This is a genomic window from Streptosporangium pseudovulgare (assembly GCF_014648055.1).
GTDB classification, from domain to species: Bacteria; Actinomycetota; Actinomycetes; order Streptosporangiales; family Streptosporangiaceae; genus Streptosporangium; species Streptosporangium pseudovulgare.
The window spans coordinates 1-14,614 of sequence record NZ_BMQJ01000025.1 but is presented as its reverse complement, the minus strand read 5'-3'; the positions used below and the strand labels follow the sequence as shown (position 1 = coordinate 14,614).

17 protein-coding genes are annotated in these 14,614 nt (G+C 71.8%); 4 read left to right on the top strand and 13 right to left on the bottom strand.

Annotated elements, in window-relative coordinates; genetic code table 11:
- Nucleotides 1-23 precede the first annotated feature (23 nt).
- The 4 genes from IEZ10_RS33745 to IEZ10_RS33730 form a co-directional block, all read right to left on the bottom strand.
- Nucleotides 24-575, bottom strand: a complete 552-nt coding sequence (locus IEZ10_RS33745) for a NuoB/complex I 20 kDa subunit family protein (protein ID WP_179820475.1) — start codon at nucleotides 573-575, stop codon at nucleotides 24-26.
- Between the two features lie 2 nt (nucleotides 576-577).
- Nucleotides 578-937, bottom strand: coding sequence for an NADH-quinone oxidoreductase subunit A (locus IEZ10_RS33740; RefSeq protein ID WP_179820493.1), 360 nt, complete (start codon nucleotides 935-937; stop codon nucleotides 578-580).
- Between the two features lie 127 nt (nucleotides 938-1,064).
- On the bottom strand, nucleotides 1,065-2,342 hold the full coding sequence (locus IEZ10_RS33735) for a geranylgeranyl reductase family protein (protein ID WP_189250575.1): 1,278 nt from the start codon (nucleotides 2,340-2,342) through the stop codon (nucleotides 1,065-1,067).
- 146 nt (nucleotides 2,343-2,488) lie between these two features.
- Nucleotides 2,489-3,214 carry a demethylmenaquinone methyltransferase gene (locus tag IEZ10_RS33730; protein WP_189250574.1) on the bottom strand — a complete coding sequence of 242 codons (726 nt, stop codon included), beginning with the start codon at nucleotides 3,212-3,214 and terminating at the stop codon, nucleotides 2,489-2,491.
- 78 nt (nucleotides 3,215-3,292) lie between these two features.
- Here IEZ10_RS33730 and IEZ10_RS33725 point away from each other — a divergent pair, with 78 nt between their 5' ends.
- Entirely contained in the window at nucleotides 3,293-4,675 is a 1,383-nt protein-coding gene (locus IEZ10_RS33725; protein WP_229811910.1) for a hypothetical protein, read from the top strand.
- Here the strand turns inward: IEZ10_RS33725 and IEZ10_RS33720 are convergent, their stop codons facing one another.
- Complete coding sequence (locus tag IEZ10_RS33720; RefSeq protein ID WP_189250573.1) at nucleotides 4,676-4,873, bottom strand: DUF4229 domain-containing protein; 198 nt, start codon at nucleotides 4,871-4,873, stop codon at nucleotides 4,676-4,678.
- A gap of 293 nt (nucleotides 4,874-5,166) precedes the next feature.
- Between IEZ10_RS33720 and IEZ10_RS33715 the strand changes: the two genes are divergently transcribed.
- Nucleotides 5,167-5,406: a BldC family transcriptional regulator gene (locus tag IEZ10_RS33715; RefSeq protein WP_179820504.1), complete on the top strand. Its 240-nt coding sequence runs from the start codon at nucleotides 5,167-5,169 to the stop codon at nucleotides 5,404-5,406.
- Between the two features lie 135 nt (nucleotides 5,407-5,541).
- Here the strand turns inward: IEZ10_RS33715 and IEZ10_RS33710 are convergent, their stop codons facing one another.
- Both IEZ10_RS33710 and IEZ10_RS33705 read right to left on the bottom strand, forming a co-directional pair.
- The gene (locus IEZ10_RS33710; protein ID WP_179820507.1) at nucleotides 5,542-5,781 is read right to left on the bottom strand and encodes a hypothetical protein; all 240 of its coding nucleotides are present in this window, start codon (nucleotides 5,779-5,781) and stop codon (nucleotides 5,542-5,544) included.
- 11 nt (nucleotides 5,782-5,792) lie between these two features.
- Nucleotides 5,793-6,743: a hypothetical protein gene (locus tag IEZ10_RS33705; RefSeq protein WP_189250572.1), complete on the bottom strand. Its 951-nt coding sequence runs from the start codon at nucleotides 6,741-6,743 to the stop codon at nucleotides 5,793-5,795.
- A gap of 116 nt (nucleotides 6,744-6,859) precedes the next feature.
- Here IEZ10_RS33705 and IEZ10_RS33700 point away from each other — a divergent pair, with 116 nt between their 5' ends.
- Nucleotides 6,860-7,153 (top strand): PLD nuclease N-terminal domain-containing protein, encoded by a 294-nt coding sequence (locus IEZ10_RS33700; RefSeq protein WP_189250571.1) that lies wholly within the window; start codon nucleotides 6,860-6,862, stop codon nucleotides 7,151-7,153.
- A 126-nt stretch (nucleotides 7,154-7,279) separates the two neighbouring features.
- On the opposite strand, the gene ccsB is transcribed toward IEZ10_RS33700, so the two are convergent.
- The 6 genes from ccsB to IEZ10_RS33670 form a co-directional block, all read right to left on the bottom strand.
- The gene (gene ccsB / locus IEZ10_RS33695) at nucleotides 7,280-8,326 is read right to left on the bottom strand and encodes a c-type cytochrome biogenesis protein CcsB (protein ID WP_189250570.1); all 1,047 of its coding nucleotides are present in this window, start codon (nucleotides 8,324-8,326) and stop codon (nucleotides 7,280-7,282) included.
- Nucleotides 8,316-10,007 (bottom strand): cytochrome c biogenesis protein ResB, encoded by a 1,692-nt coding sequence (gene resB / locus IEZ10_RS33690; RefSeq protein ID WP_189250569.1) that lies wholly within the window; start codon nucleotides 10,005-10,007, stop codon nucleotides 8,316-8,318. Before resB ends, ccsB begins: the two co-directional genes overlap by 11 nt.
- Nucleotides 10,008-10,041: 34 nt before the next feature.
- Nucleotides 10,042-10,776, bottom strand: a complete 735-nt coding sequence (locus tag IEZ10_RS33685; protein ID WP_189250568.1) for a cytochrome c biogenesis CcdA family protein — start codon at nucleotides 10,774-10,776, stop codon at nucleotides 10,042-10,044.
- A gap of 30 nt (nucleotides 10,777-10,806) precedes the next feature.
- On the bottom strand, nucleotides 10,807-11,391 hold the full coding sequence (locus IEZ10_RS33680) for a TlpA family protein disulfide reductase (protein ID WP_189250567.1): 585 nt from the start codon (nucleotides 11,389-11,391) through the stop codon (nucleotides 10,807-10,809).
- A gap of 154 nt (nucleotides 11,392-11,545) precedes the next feature.
- The gene (locus IEZ10_RS33675; protein WP_189250566.1) at nucleotides 11,546-12,184 is read right to left on the bottom strand and encodes a histidine phosphatase family protein; all 639 of its coding nucleotides are present in this window, start codon (nucleotides 12,182-12,184) and stop codon (nucleotides 11,546-11,548) included.
- A 229-nt stretch (nucleotides 12,185-12,413) separates the two neighbouring features.
- The gene (locus tag IEZ10_RS33670; RefSeq protein WP_189250565.1) at nucleotides 12,414-13,319 is read right to left on the bottom strand and encodes a LysR family transcriptional regulator; all 906 of its coding nucleotides are present in this window, start codon (nucleotides 13,317-13,319) and stop codon (nucleotides 12,414-12,416) included.
- A 74-nt stretch (nucleotides 13,320-13,393) separates the two neighbouring features.
- On the opposite strand from IEZ10_RS33670, the gene IEZ10_RS33665 reads away from it, so the two are divergent.
- Nucleotides 13,394-14,422, top strand: a complete 1,029-nt coding sequence (locus tag IEZ10_RS33665) for an EamA family transporter (RefSeq protein ID WP_229811909.1) — start codon at nucleotides 13,394-13,396, stop codon at nucleotides 14,420-14,422.
- The last annotated feature ends 192 nt before the right edge of the window (nucleotides 14,423-14,614 follow it).

Here is a 14,614-nt window from a genome sequence, read left to right as displayed (position 1 = left end):
CCCCGCCGCCGGGAAACCGCCGGTCACTTCGCGGCCTCCTGGTCGATCAGCGGCAGCGTCCGCAGCGCCTGCAGTTCGAGCTCGTCGATCTGCTTGGCGCGGTGCGCGCCGAACTTCATGTTCTGGATCTTGTCGTGCAGCTTCACGATCGCGTCGATGAGCATCTCCGGCCGCGGCGGGCAGCCGGGCAGGTAGATGTCGACGGGCACGACGTGGTCCACGCCCTGCACGATGGCGTAGTTGTTGAACATGCCGCCGCTGGAGGCGCAGACGCCCATGGCGATGACCCACTTGGGCTCGGCCATCTGGTCGTAGATCTGGCGCAGGACCGGGGCCATCTTCTGCGAGAGCCGACCCGCGACGATCATGAGGTCGGCCTGTCGCGGAGACGCCGAGGCGCGCTCCATGCCGAAGCGCGCCAGGTCGTGCTTGGGACCGCCGGTGGACATCAGCTCGATGGCGCAGCAGGCCAGACCGAAGGTGGCCGGCCACACGGAGTTCTTGCGCGCCCAGCCGGCGACCTGCTCGACCGTGCTGAGCATGAACCCGCTCGGAAGTTTCTCTTCAAGTCCCATATCTAGTCCCAGTCCAGACCCTTGCGGCGCCACACGTACGCGTAGGCCACGAGAACGGTGACGATGAACAGCACCATCTCGACCAACCCGAAGACGCCGAGCCGGTCGAAGGCGACCGCCCACGGGTAGAGGAAGATGATCTCGATGTCGAACACGATGAAGAGCATCGCGGTGATCATGTACTTCAGCGGGAAACGGCCGCCGCCGACCGGCTGGGGCGTCGGCTCGATGCCGCACTCGTAGGCGTCGAGCTTCGCGCGGTTCCAGCGCTTGGGACCGGTGAAGGGAGCGATCGTCACCGAGAAGATCGCGAATCCCGCCGCGAGAACGGCGAGCACCAGGATGGGCGCGTACAGGTCCATCGCTACGCCTCCTCTCCCATCTCCACGCGCGCCGGCGCGTAGCTGATCGTGTCTGTGTGGTGTGCAAGTCTAGGCAGGGCGGTCATCGCGCTCGCCTCCCGCTGGCCGGGCTTCGCAAAGCAGGTGTTCATGCCGGTGGCGCCACCTTCGACAGGGCGTTGATGATGCGGTCGGACGCGTCGCCGCGCCGGTCGGTGAGGTTGGCCAGCAGTTTCAGCGCGAACCTCATCAGCGGCGGGTGCGGCAACGCGTGACGGGTGACGAAGTTCATCACCCCGCGGTGGCCGATGAGCTCCACGAATCCGCGGCCCAGGGTGAAGTAGCCGCCGTAGGCGTCCTTGAGGATGCTCGGATAGGCCCGCAGCACCCGCTCGCGCTGGGCCGCGGTCGCCCGGCCGAGCGCCTGGACGATCGTCTCCGCCGCGATGTGGCCGGTCTCCATCGCGTACGCGATGCCCTCGCCGTTGAACGGGTTGATCATCCCGCCCGCGTCGCCGACGAGCACCAGGCCGCGGGTGTAGTGGGGCTGGCGGTTGAAGGCCATCGGCAGCGCCGCGCCCCGGATGGGGCCGGTCATGTTCTCCTCGACGTAGCCCCACTCGGGCGGCATGGCCGCCACCCAGCGCCGCAGCAGGTCGCGGTAGTCGGTGCCCTTGAAGGCGTCGCTGGTGTTCAGCAGCCCGAGGCCGACGTTGGAGGTGCCGTCGCCGACGCCGAAGATCCAGCCGTAGCCGGGCAGCAGGGTGTCGCCGTCCCACAGCTCCAGCCAGGTCTCGAGGTAGTCGTCGTCGTGGCGCGGGCTGGTGAAGTACGTCCGTACGGCCACGCCCATCGGGCGGTCCTCGCGCTTGTGCAGCCCCATCGCCAGGGAGAGCCGGGTGGAGTTGCCGTCGGCGGCGACCACCAGGCGGGAACGGTAGGAGACCTCCTCGCCGTCCTTCTTCGCGGTGACGCCGACGACGTGGCCGCTGCGCTCGTCGAGGATCGGGGCGATGACGTTCACGCCCTGCAGCAGGCGGACCCCGGCGCGCTCGGCGTTGGCGGCGAGGATCTGGTCGAAGTCCTGCCGGGTGCGCACCAGGCCGAAGTCGGGGTAGCTCGCCAGCTCGGGCCAGTCGAGCTCGAAGCGCAGGCCGCCGCCGACCACCCGCAGGCCCTTGTTCCTGATCCAGCCGGGGGCGTCGATGTCGATGCCCATGGCGATGAGCTGCTTGACCGCCCGGGGCGTCAGGCCGTCGCCGCAGACCTTCTCCCGGGGGAAGGTGGTCTTTTCGAGCAGCAGGACCTCAAGGCCGGCCCGGGCGAGATGGAAGGCGGTCGTCGAGCCGGCGGGTCCGGCGCCGACGACGATCACGTCGGCGTCGATTTCGGTGACGTTCCGCTGCGCGGCGGCTGGCACGGTCACGGGACCCGTCCTGTCCTACAGCTTCGAGGCCTTTGAGTATTCGGCCCTTCGTTCCTTTGTGAAGTGCTTCACAAACTTGTCGGCCCGAAGTCTAGCCCCTTTACGGCCAGAAGTGTCAGCGGGGTACGGCAACGCCCGCGAATCCTTCACGCCGGCTTGTAGGCGCGGTGAAGCGCCACGATCCCCAGGGCCAGGTTGCGCCACGCGACCCGTTCCCACCCGGCCTCTCGGATGATCTTAGCCAGTCCGGCCTGGTCCGGCCAGGCCCTGATCGACTCGGCCAGATATTCGTAGGAGTCGCCGTTGGAGCCGAACAGCTTGGCGGCCTGCGGCATCAGCCTCATGAGGTACTGGCTGTAGACGAGGTCGAACGCCTTGCTCGTCGGGTGGGAGAGCTCCAGGATCACCAGGCGCGCGCCCGGCTTGGCCACCCGCAGCATCTCACGAAGCGCCTGGCCGGTGTCCTGGACGTTGCGCAGCGCGGTCGAGATCGTCACCGCGTCGAAGACGCCGTCGGCGAACGGCAGCCGCACCGCGTCGCCGGCGACGAAGGTGACCCCGCGCACCCCGCCGCCGGACAGGCCCGAGCCGCCCCGTCGCCGCACCGCGGTGCGCAGCATGCCGAGGGAGAAGTCGGCGGCGATCGCACGGGCGCCCAGGGCGGTGAACGTGTCGGTGGAGGTGCCGGTGCCCGCACCGAGGTCGAGGACCAGCTCGCCCGGGCCGGCGTCGACGGCCGCCGCGGTCGCCTTGCGCCACAGCCGCACCTGGCCGAGGGAGATGATGTCGTTTACCAGGTCGTAGCGCCGGGCCGTGCGATCGAACATCGCGGCGACCTCGTGCGGTTGCTTGTCCAGCGAAGCGCGCGTCATGAGGACAAGACTAGGCCCGCAAGGACATTCCACGGAAAGTAGCCATTCGGTTACTCACGGTCTGCTAGTAATTGCGGAATGCTCCCCGAAACCGCCCTTCCCCGGGCCGTCGCCCCCGTTCCGGCCCCGGCGGCGGCCGCCTCCGCCCCCCGCCGGGTCGCCGCTCCCGCCGCGGCCGTCCCCGCTCTCCGCCGAGCCTCCGTCACCGCCGCGTCGGCCCTCGCCGTCATCGCCGTCCTCGCCATCCCCCCGCCGTCCGCCGCGGCCGGCACGGTCCGGCACCCCGCGGTCGTCTCGGCCGACCCGGTGGACACCACCCCGCACGTTCTCGACGGGATCGTCAACGCCATCGCCCTGGTCGGCGGCACGGTGGTGGTCGGCGGCAGGTTCGGCCGGGTGCGCGAGGCCGGCTCGGCGCGGGCGGTGGAGCGGCGCAACCTCTTCGCCTACGACCTGGTCACCGGGCGGATCCTGCCGGGCTTCGCGCCGCGGCCCGACCGCCCGGTCCGGGCGCTGGCCGCGGGCGACGGCGGCACCGTCTACGCCGGCGGGGAGTTCACCGCGGCGGGCGCCCCCGCCCTCCGCCGGACCGGCGCGCTGGCCCGGCTGCGGCTGTCCGACGGCTCGCCGGTGGCCGGCTTCGCCGCCCAGATCCGCGGCGGCGCGGTGACCGCCCTGGTCAGAGACGGTTCGGCGCTGTACGCGGGCGGCGGCTTCACCCACGCGGGCGGCCTGGCCCGTCCAGCCCTGGCCCGGCTGGACGCCGCCACCGGTGCCGCCGACCCCGCGTTCGGCATCCGGCCCGGCGCGCCGCGGGGCTCCCGGGTACGGGTCCACGCGCTGGCCCTCGGCGGCGGGAGGCTGGCGGTCGGCGGCGACTTCACCACCCTCGGCGGACTGCCTCGGGCCCAGCTCGGCCTGGTGGACGTCCGCGCCGCCCGGGTCGACGCCTGGCGGACCGCCTTCTACGCGGCGCGGTGCGCCCGCGACTTCCCGAGCTATGTGCGCGGCCTGGACTTCGCACCCGACGGCGCCTACTTCGCGGTCGTCACGACCGGCGGCCCGCGCGGGGCGGGCCGGCCGTGCGACACCGCCGCGCGCTTCGAGACCCGCCCGCCGCGCGCCTCCGGCGAGGTCTCCCCCACCTGGGTCAACCACACCGGGGGCGACTCGCTGTACGCGGTGGCGGCGACCGGGGCCGCGGTCTACGTCGGCGGCCACCAGCGCTGGCTGGACAATCCGGAGGGCCATGACTCCGCGGGCCCCGGGGCGGCCCCGCGGCCGGGGATCGGGGCCATCGACCCGCGCACCGGCCGGGCGCTGTCGTGGAATCCCACCAGGGACCGGGGAATCGGGGTCAAGGCGTTCCTCGCCTGCCCCCGAGGACTACTCGTTGGTAGCGACACAACTCGGCTCGGTCACGAGTACCATGCCCGAGTCGGCATGTTCCCGCTGCCGTGATCACTTCTGATTCTTGGCGATTCGCGCGCTCACCGCGTCCCGCTGTTTGGACAGCAGGACGTAACTGGCCACCCCACTGACCAGGAATGCGGCGACTATGAGGATCAAGGGCTCACGCAGGCCGAGGAGATACAGCAGGCCGAGGCTCACGGCGAACAGTCCCAGCCGGGAGACGGTGTAAACGAAGACGGGATGCACACCGTCGAGGTTACGTCACTCTCCACGTATGGTCCGTGCCGCCCGGGAGTATCCGGGCGCATGACGGTGCCATAAAGACAGAGCGGACGCTCTTCGCACCGAGCACGGGCACTGCTAGTGTGCCCAACAGATCAGTTTTGTAAAGAAACACCCACGAGAGCGTCAAAGACGCTCTATCATATAACAATCGGGCAGTCAGTCGGTAACAACCCGTGATCTTTGTTAGAAACCACGGATAAATCAGACTTCGCTCGGCACACTGGTTACCTGTCCGCCCGCTGGCAGGAAGCGGGATGCGAGGGGGAGAGATTGTGGAGAGTAGCAGCGAGCGTCTGCTGACGCCCGGAGAGGTCGCCGCCCTCTTCCGGGTCGACCCAAAGACGGTCACGCGGTGGGCCGCGGCAGGCCGCATCAGCAGCATCCGTACCCCCGGAGGGCACCGGCGGTTCCGCGAGTCGGAAGTGCACGCCCTCCTGCGCGGAGAGGACGTACTGACGGCCGAACGGCCGGCAGGCGAGACCCCGCGCGTCTGACGACTGAGGACGTCACCTCATCGGTGGTCCTGCGCGCCTTACCCGGAGTGCCGCAGGATCGCCGATGGAGTCGCGCGGCCCACGGGCGAACCGGCCCGCCGGCCGCGCCCCGCGAGGCGGCGGGACGCCCGCCGCTCACCCCTCCTGTTCCGCCTTGAAGGCCAGGAACTCCCGCTCCAGCTCGTCGTTCTCCTCCAGCCAGCGCCGCCGCCGGAGCGCGAACTCCTCCTCGGTGAGCGACTCCGCCAGCCAGCGGTCGTAGTCCGGGTCCCCCGGCGAGACCTCCACGTACGCGTTGCCGATCAGACGCCCGTCATCGCTGGACAGGCTCTGCGGCACGCGCAGAGTCCCGTCAGCGAGCCTGATGACGTACATCCCCAGATCACCTAGATTCCGTAGCGCCGGTTGAAGAACAACATGACATTGAGCGCCATCCGCGTATCGCCGCCGAGCATGTCCACCAGGGCCGGCCGCTGCCGGGAGGCGATGGCGGCGAACGCGTCCGCGAAGAACTCCCGGCGCCCCAGCTCCCCCGCCTGCAGGTGGAAGCCCGAGGCCAGCACCGGCACGCACTGCTCGTAGAGGGCGACGAACTCCGCCGAGTCGGACACCCAGCCGTCATGGGGCATGTCCACGTCGTCCAGGGCGTGCCCGATCTCGTGCATCATCACGTCGGGCGTGGGCGAGGGCCGGTCCCCCACGACCACCTTGCGGTCACCGTACGCCCCGGCGCAGATGTCCCAGGTGGCGCGGCCCGACGGCAGCGCCGCGCCGCGCAGGTAGCCCATGTCGTCCAGGTCGGGCACCCCGCCCTCGCCGACGTAGATCCCGGTGAGCCCCTCGGCCAGCTTCTCCTTGAGCCTGTCGGGCAGCCGGGCGAGGCTCTCCACCGCCCGCACCGTCTCCGGGGAGGGCGGGCCCTCCCGGGAGTCCCACTGGCGGTGCAGGATCGCCTCCAGGGGCCCGCAGTGCCGCAGGCCGTCGCCGAGGCCGGGGGCGTCGGGCGGGTTGGGCAGGGCCCGCGGCCGCTCGTCCGCCAGCTCGAAGTCGCGCCAGGTGTACCGCGGGCGGTCCGCCGCGGTCGCCGTCACGGTGCCGGCCCGGCGCTCGGGACCGGCCCCCACCTCGCGCACCGCGCCCGTCTCCCGCATCGCGCCCGTCTCCCACACCGGGCCGGTCTCGCGCTCCGTCCCCGCCTCGCGCACCGGGCCGGTCTCGCGCGGCGCCGGGCCCGCGTCGCGCGGCGCCCTGCCGGCGCCGCCGTCCACGCGCCGGGACGACAGGCCGCTCTGCCACCAGCGCCGCCGGTGGCGGCCCTTGTCGGCGGAACTCGCCATCGCATGCCCTCCAGGGGAAGTGGCAACGGATCCCACCGTACGACGTGGATCTTCACCAGTCACCCGAAACCGGGCTCTTGCCTCACCCGGACCGGCGATGGCCTACAGTGCGGAACATGCCCTTGCTAGCCCTGGCACTGCTCGCCCTGTGGCTGTACTGCCTGTTCGACGCCATCACCACGCCGGACGAGGAGGCGAGGAACCTGCCCAAGCTGCTGTGGGTGATCATCATCGTGCTGGTCCCCCTGGCCGGCGGGGTGTTCTGGCTCCTGCTCGGCAGGCCGGTCGGCCCCCGCCCGCCCCGCGTCTCCCTGCCCGAGGACACACCGCGGCCGCAGGCCCCTCGGGGTCCGGACGACGACCCCGACTTCCTGCGCGACCTCGACCGGCGCCTGCGCGACGACGACTGAGGCGCCGCGCCCGGCGGGCCGGGGCCGACCCGCCGGAGGGCCACAGGGCCGCCGGAACGCGGACGGGGCGGCGCGGGATCACCCCGCACCGCCCCGTCACGGACGTTCTGCCCGGACATCCTCCGATCAGCCCGGCACCTCCGCGTAGGAGTGCAGGCCGCCGATGAAGACGTTCACCCCCACGAGGTTGAACAGCAGGCAGGCGAAGGCGATGAGCTGCACGATCATGGCGGCCCGGCCCTTGAAGCCGGCGGTGGCGCGGGCGTGCAGGTACGCGGCGTAGGCGATCCAGGTGATGAACGCCCACACCTCCTTGGGGTCCCAGCCCCAGTAGCGGCCCCACGCCTTGTCGGCCCAGAGCGCGCCGGCGATGACGGCGAAGGTCCAGATCGGGAAGGAGAACACGATCGCCCGGTGCGCGATCCGGTCGAGGTCCTCCCGGGACGGCAGCCGCAGCGCGGTGTCCTTGCGGACGAGGTAGAGGATGCCGCAGACCCCGGCGACGGTGAACAGGCCGCTGGCGATGATCGCCGCCGACACGTGGATCGCGATCCAGTAGGAGTTGAGCGCCGGCACCACCGGGCCGGCCTGCACCTCCAGGTACTTCACGGAGAAGCCCAGCCCGAGGGCGGCGGCGACCGTGACGAACGCCCCGAGGAAGCGGACCCGGTAGCGCAGGTCCATGAACAGGAACGCGGTCACCGCCGCCAGGCACATGGCGACCACGAACTCGTACATGTTGCCCCACGGCCACCGGTCCACCGATATGCCCCGGGTGAGGACCGCCGACAGGTGCGCGGCCCAGCCCAGCCAGGTGAGCACCACCGCGACCGTGCCGGCCCGCGACGCCCAGGACGAAGGCTCCTTCTCTACGGGGACGTCCCGCCCGGCGGCCTCCACGGCCTCCGCGGTCTCCGCGGAGGCCCCCGCGGGCCCGGCGGCTCCGCCGGCGGGCGGGGCCGCACCGCCGCCGACCGTGGCGAGCACGGCGTCGGCCCGGACCTCCGTCCCGGCGTCGGCGCCTGCTTCCGCCCCGGCGGCCCTCGCCCTGGACCGGGGACGGCCGAAGCCGAGGTCCAGGGCGTATCCGATCATTGCGAAGACGTACAGCAGCACCGTCACCAGGACGAGCTGGTCGCTCAGTACGGCGAGGCCGCTGTTCTCAACGGGCATCCTTAACTCCTGGGTTCAAGGCGGCGACGACCCCGGCGAACTCCTCGCCGAAGTCACCGCCTTCGGTGCGCGTCAGACCGCCCACCTCGATGTGCCGGAGGCCGGGCGCGGACCCGTCCGGTTCCCCGGTGGCCACGGCCTCGTTCTTCACCCGTACCCACACCCTGCGGCGGCGGACGGTCAGGGACAGCACCAGACCGAGGACGGCCAGCGCCGAGAAGACCAGCGCGGGCATCCGGCCCGGGTCGTGGGTGATCTGCAGGGCCACCCACTCCTTGACGCCGGTGAACTCGATCGAGCCCGCGCCTCCGGGCAGGTCGAGCTTCTGGCCGACGGCCAGCGGGTCGGCCTGCGTGACGGGAGCCCCCGCCCCGCCGGGCAGGTCGGGCTTCTGGCCCGCGGGCAGCTCGCCGGCCTTCATGACCAGCGGCTTCATCTTCTTCAGGCTCTCCGGGTCGAGCTGGTACACCGACTGCGGCCGGCCGTTGCCCATTCCCAGGTCGCCGGCGAAGACGCCGTAGACCTGGGCCAGGGGGTTGGCCGCGCCGGGGAAGACCGACACCCACTCGCCGCCCATCGGCACGCCGCTCGGCAGGAAGCCCATGAGGATGCCGAGCTGCTGGGGCTGGGCGTCCGGCACCTTGATCGTGCACTCGGAGGTGAACGTGCTCGGCTGGGCGACCAGGCACGGCACCGGGCCGTCGTAGGCGACCTGGCCCTTGCCGTCTGTGATCTTGAAGGTCGGCGCGTAGCCGTGGTCGATCAGGTAGGTCAGCGTGCCGTCGACGTCCAGCGGTTCGTTGACCTTGAGGGTGTAGTCGCGCTCGGCCGCGCCGGGGGCGTCGGTGACCTTGAGCTTGGCCGAGTAGTCCAGAGGCTGGCCGCGCCGCTCGCCCTGGGCGATGTAGGTGGCCTGGAAGTCGTCCACGGTGAAGGAGAACGGCTCCAGCGACTCGGCGTTCACCTGCTGGCCGGGGATGTAGCGGTCGTAGGCGGCGACCGTGTTGGAGAACCCCTCCCCCTCCACGACCAGCACGTTGCCGCGGTAGCCGTACAGCGCGCCCATGGCCACGGCGACCAGGATGCCGACCAGCGCGACGTGGAACATCAGGTTGCCGGTCTCGCGGAGGTACCCCTTCTCCGCCGACACCCAGCCGGGACCGGTGGTGACGCGGTAGCGGCGGGCGCGCAGCCGCGCGGCCGCCTCCTCCACGGTCAGGCTCGCGTCGAAGGAGGCGTGGTGCGGCAACCGGACGAGGTTGCGCGGCGGCGCGGGCGGCTTCCTGCGCAGCTCGCGCAGGTGGGTGGCGGCCCGGGGGAGCACGCAGCCGATCAGGGAGACGAACAGCAGGAGGTAGATCGCGGCGAACCACGGCGCGCGGAACACGTCGAACAGCCAGAAGCGGTCCAGCCACTCGGCGAGCCCGGGATCGTCGCGGAAGTACTGGGCGACCTTGGCGTCGGCGATGCCGCGCTGCGGCCACAGCGATCCGGGGATCGAGGCCAGCGCGAACAGGAACAGCAGGATCAGCGCGGTCCGCATCGACGTCAGCGTGCGCCAGAACCACCGCGCCCACGCCACCGCGCCGAACGACGCCGGCCGTACGGCGGGCTTCTGCCCGGCCGGAGACGGCGTCTCCACGGCCACGCCCGCCCGGCCGGTCCGCTCGGTCTCGCTCACCGCGTCCCCCTTTCGTCGCGCTCGGCCCGGTCCATCAGATCACCGGCTCGAATCCACCGATCCACGTCTGCATCGTCGCGATCAGCCCCGACCAGAGCCCGGTGACCAGCAACAGGCCGACCGCGACCAGCATGGCCCCGCCCACCCGGGTGATCAGCCGTGAGTGGCGGCGGAAGACCTTGAACGTGCGCAGCGCCTTGCTGTAAGCCAGGCCCGCCAGAAGGAAGGGCAGGCCGAGACCCAGGGCGTAGGCGAACGCCAGCAGCGCGCCGCGCCCGGCGCTGCCCTCGTTGAGCCCGAGGGTCAGCACCACTCCCAGGGTAGGGCCGATGCAGGGTGTCCAGCCCAGGCCGAACACCACCCCGAGCAGCGGCGCCCCGGCCAGGCCCGCCGCCGGCGCCCGGTGGATGCGGAGATCCCGTTGCAGGCCGGGGATCACGCCCATGAACGCCAGTCCCATGACGACGGTCACCACGCCCAGCACCCGCGTGATGTCCTCGGCGTTGCCGAGCAGCACCGCGCCCAGCCCGCCGAACAGCGCGCCGCCCGCCACGAACACCGCGGCGAACCCCAGGACGAACAGGGCGATGCCCCCGACCATACGGCCGCGCCGGGGGTCGGCGCTCATCCCGGTCACGTACGACAGGTAGCCGGGCACCAGCGGCAGCACGCACGGCGACAGGAAGGACACCAGCCCCGCCGCCACCGCGATCGGCAGCGCCAGGGCGAGCGACCCGCCCGCCACCGTCCCGGCCAGGTCAGCGCTCATCACACCCGCGTTCATCGGGTCCGCCGCCGGTCACTGTGACTCATCGCTCAGCTTGGTGACCGTCGCGAGCAGGTCGCTGTACTTGACCGCGCCGAGCGCGCGGGCGGCGATCCGGCCCTGACGGTCGATGATCAGCGTCGAGGGGATCGCCGCGGGCGGCACCGTGCCCTGGAAGGAGAGCGCGATCTTCCCCGGCTGGTCGAAGATGCTGGGGTAGCCCGTCTGCTGCCCCCGCTCGAAGGCCAGCGCGTCGGCCTTGCGGTCCTTGAAGTCGATGCCCAGGAACTCCACGCCGGAGCCCTTGGTCTTGGCCGCGATGTCCTTGAGCACCGGCGCCTCCGCCCGGCAGGGCGCGCACCAGGAGGCCCAGAAGTTCAGCACCACGACCTTGCCCCGGTGCGCGGCGAGCGTGGCCCGGCCGCCGTCCAGGGTCTCCCCCTCCACCGCGGGGGCGGCCTTGCGGGAGGCCGCGTCGAACATGGTGATCTTGCCGTCACCGGCCACGAAACGGGTGTCGCCCGCCTGCGGCTGCGACCCCTCGTTCCCGGCGCACCCGGACACGGACACAGCGACGGCGGCGCACAGCGCGGCAGCGGAGAAGAGTTTTGCGCGCATCGGTGGCGGGGTCTCCCTGTACTACAACCGGTAGAGCAGCCACTCTACCGGCGGGGTCACGCGCCCCGGCACAGTGGGGCGTCCGGCGGGCGCGTCCACGGGTGCCACGCGCCCGCCGGCGCGTGTCACGTGCCCGGCAGCGCGTCCGCGGGTGTCACGCGCCCGGTACGGCAGGGCGCTGGACGAGTGCGCCGGCCGGCTCGCTGTAGCCCACGCTGGTCAGGCGGTTCCCCTCGAAGGACAGGGTGGTGAGGCTGGCCAGGCCGCACTGCCTGCGGCGCGGGTCGTGCGGCAGCCGCCTGCCCTCGGCCGCGAGCCGGATGATCCAGATCGGGAGCTGGTGGCTGACCAGCACGGCCTCGTGGCCGCGCGCCGCGTCGCGGGCGGTGTCGATGGCTGCCTTCATCCGCCGGACCACGTCGGTGTAGCGCTCGCCCCAGGAGGGGCGGAGCGGGTTCCACAGGTAGCGGTAGCGGCTCGGGCTCCGGAAGATCCCGTCACCGCCCCCGACCATCAGGCCCTCGAAGATGTTCTCCGCCTCGATGAGCCGGTCGTCGAGCGTGACGTCCAGCCCGAAGGTGGCGCTCAGGGGGGCCGCGGTCTCCTGGGCCCGCTCCAGCGGGGAGGAGAACAGGGCGACGACGTCGCGGGAGGCGATCGCCTTGGCGACCGTCTCGGCCATCTGCACACCGGTCTCCGAGAGGTGGTAGCCGGGCAGCCTGCCGTACAGGACGTTGGCGGGGTTGTGCACCTCGCCGTGGCGCAGTAGATGAACGATGGTGGTCTCGGCCATGGTGTCATCAGCCTACCCATCCGTACGGCGCGCCCCACCTGGTGCCCCACCGCGCCCGGGGCCGCGGTTCGGGCGCACCCGGCGGGCGTGACCCTCATGCGGCCTTCATGCGGTCTTCGCCCAGCCTTTGCGCGCCCTTCGCACGGCCCCGCATGGCTTTCGCGCCGCCGCACACGGCCGGCGGCGACGGCGTCCGGCAGGCGTTTCTCAATGGCCTTTCAATGGCCTTTCAATGGCCGCGTTCGGCGGCCACGGCCTTGAGTGCCTCCACGGCGGCCCGGATCGCCGGGCGGCGGGCCGCGTCGGCGCGCCACAGGGCGTAGATCCGGCGGGACAGTCTGGGCCGGAGCGGGACGATCCGCACTCCTTCGGGCACGAAGTCGCGGCCGAGACGCGGCACGATCGCGCACCCCTGCCCCGCGGCGACGAGGGCGAGCTGGGTCGGGTACTCGTCCACCATGCAGGAGATCTCCGGCTCCAGCTCGGCCGCGCGCAGCGTGTGGGCCAGCCAGTCGTGGCAGACCGTGCCGGGTGAGGAGCTGACCCACCGCTCCCCGGACAGGTCGGCGAGCTCGATCTCCGGCCGGTCGGCCAGCGGGTGGGACGCGGGCAGGATCGCGTCCGCGATGTCGTCGAGGAGCATCGCCCGCGACAGCCCCTCGGGGATGGCCATCGGCCGGTTCGACCAGTCCTGGGCCAGCGCGAGGTCCAGCTCGCCCCTGGCCACCTCGCGCACCTGCCGTTCCGGCTCGCGCTCCACCATCTGCAGCCGCAGGTCGGGGTGGCGTTCCTGCAGCAGGCGCAGCGCCCCGGGCATCAGGCCGCGGGCCGCGGTGGGGAAGGCTCCGATGCACAGCCGCCCCACGACCTCCCCGCGCAGCGCCTCGAAGTCGGCCGCGGCGGTCTCCACCAGCGCGAGGATGCGCCCGGCGTGGTCGGCGAGCAGCCCGGCCGCGTCGGTCAGCCGCACACCGCGCCCGTTGCGCTCCAGCAGGGGCGCGCCGGTCTCCCGCTCCAGTTTGGCGAGCTGCTGGGAGACCGCCGACGGGGTCACCATCAGCGCCTCGGCCGCGGCGCCCACGGAGCCGTAGACCGCCACGGCGTGCAGGGCCTTGAGGCGGTTGAGATCCAACATGTAAGTGATTCTAAAGCCATTGAGAAAGAAAGTCTCGCTTGTCCTGAATTATTGGCGCGGGCAACGATGAAAAAGTGAGAACCAGACACCTCCTCCTGGCCGTCGGCCTCGCCGCCGTCTGGGGCTTCAACTTCGTCGTCATGGAGGCGGGGCTGCGCCACTTCCCGCCACTGCTCTTCGTGACGCTGCGGTTCGCCCTGGCGGCCTTCCCGGCGCTGCTGTTCGCCGGGAGCCCCGGTGTGCCGTGGCGGCGGGTCCTGGCCGCCGGGGTCACACTCGGCGTCGCGCAGTACAGCCTCCTGCTGCTGGGCATGCGAGCCGGCATGCCCGCCGGCCTGACGTCGATCGTCGTCCAGGCCCAGGCGGTGTTCACCGTGGTCCTGGCCGTGTTCCTGCTGAAGGAGCGGATCACCGGGCGAAGGGTCGCAGGCCTCTGCGTCGCGTTCGCCGGGCTGGTACTGATCGGCGTGGACCTGGGCGGCGAGGGGGGCCCGATCGGCGCCTTCCTCCTGGTCGTCGGCGGCGCGTTCGGCTGGGGTCTGGGCAACATCGCGGTGCGGAAGGCGGCGCCGCCCAGTTCCCTGCGGTTCATGATCTGGCTGAGCGCGGTGGCGGCCGTACCCATGTTCGGCCTGTCACTGCTGGTCGAGGGTGTCCCCCAGGTACGGCTCTCCACCGAAGGCGTGCTGGCGGTCCTGTACGTCGCGCTGCTCGCCACCCTCGGCGGCTTCGGGGTCTGGGGCTTCCTGCTCAAGAGGTACGACGCGTCCGTCGTCGCGCCCTACAGCCTGCTCGTCCCGGTCTTCGGCATGTCCTCGGCGCTCCTGGTCACCGGGGAACCGATCTCCCCGATGAAGCTCGCCGCCGCCGTACTGATCATCTCCGGAGTCCTGTACGCGGGCGCCCGCCCGCGCCGGAGGGCTGTTCCCGGCGGGACTTCCAGCGGGGTTTCCGGTGGGGCTTCCAACGGGGTTCCCGGCGGGGCTTCCAACGGGGTTCCCGGCGGGGCGGGACGGCGGGACGGCGACCGGTCCCGCGCGGGCAGCACCGCTCCCACCGGGGACAGCCGGTACGGCCCCGCTGCGGTCGCTGATGGTTCCTGACCGGCCAGGCCGGTGCTTGTTCGGGTGTTCCGGCTGTTCAGGCTGAGGCTTTTCCCACCTGGGGACGTTTCCCCGTTTTGGGCGGGTCGGTGGTTGCCGGGCCGGTCGTTTGTGCGCGCTGCGGTGGGTGGGTGTTCCGGCCGGCGCTGTGGTTGCTGTCTGGTTCCGACCGGCCTTCGGCCTGGTCTCGGG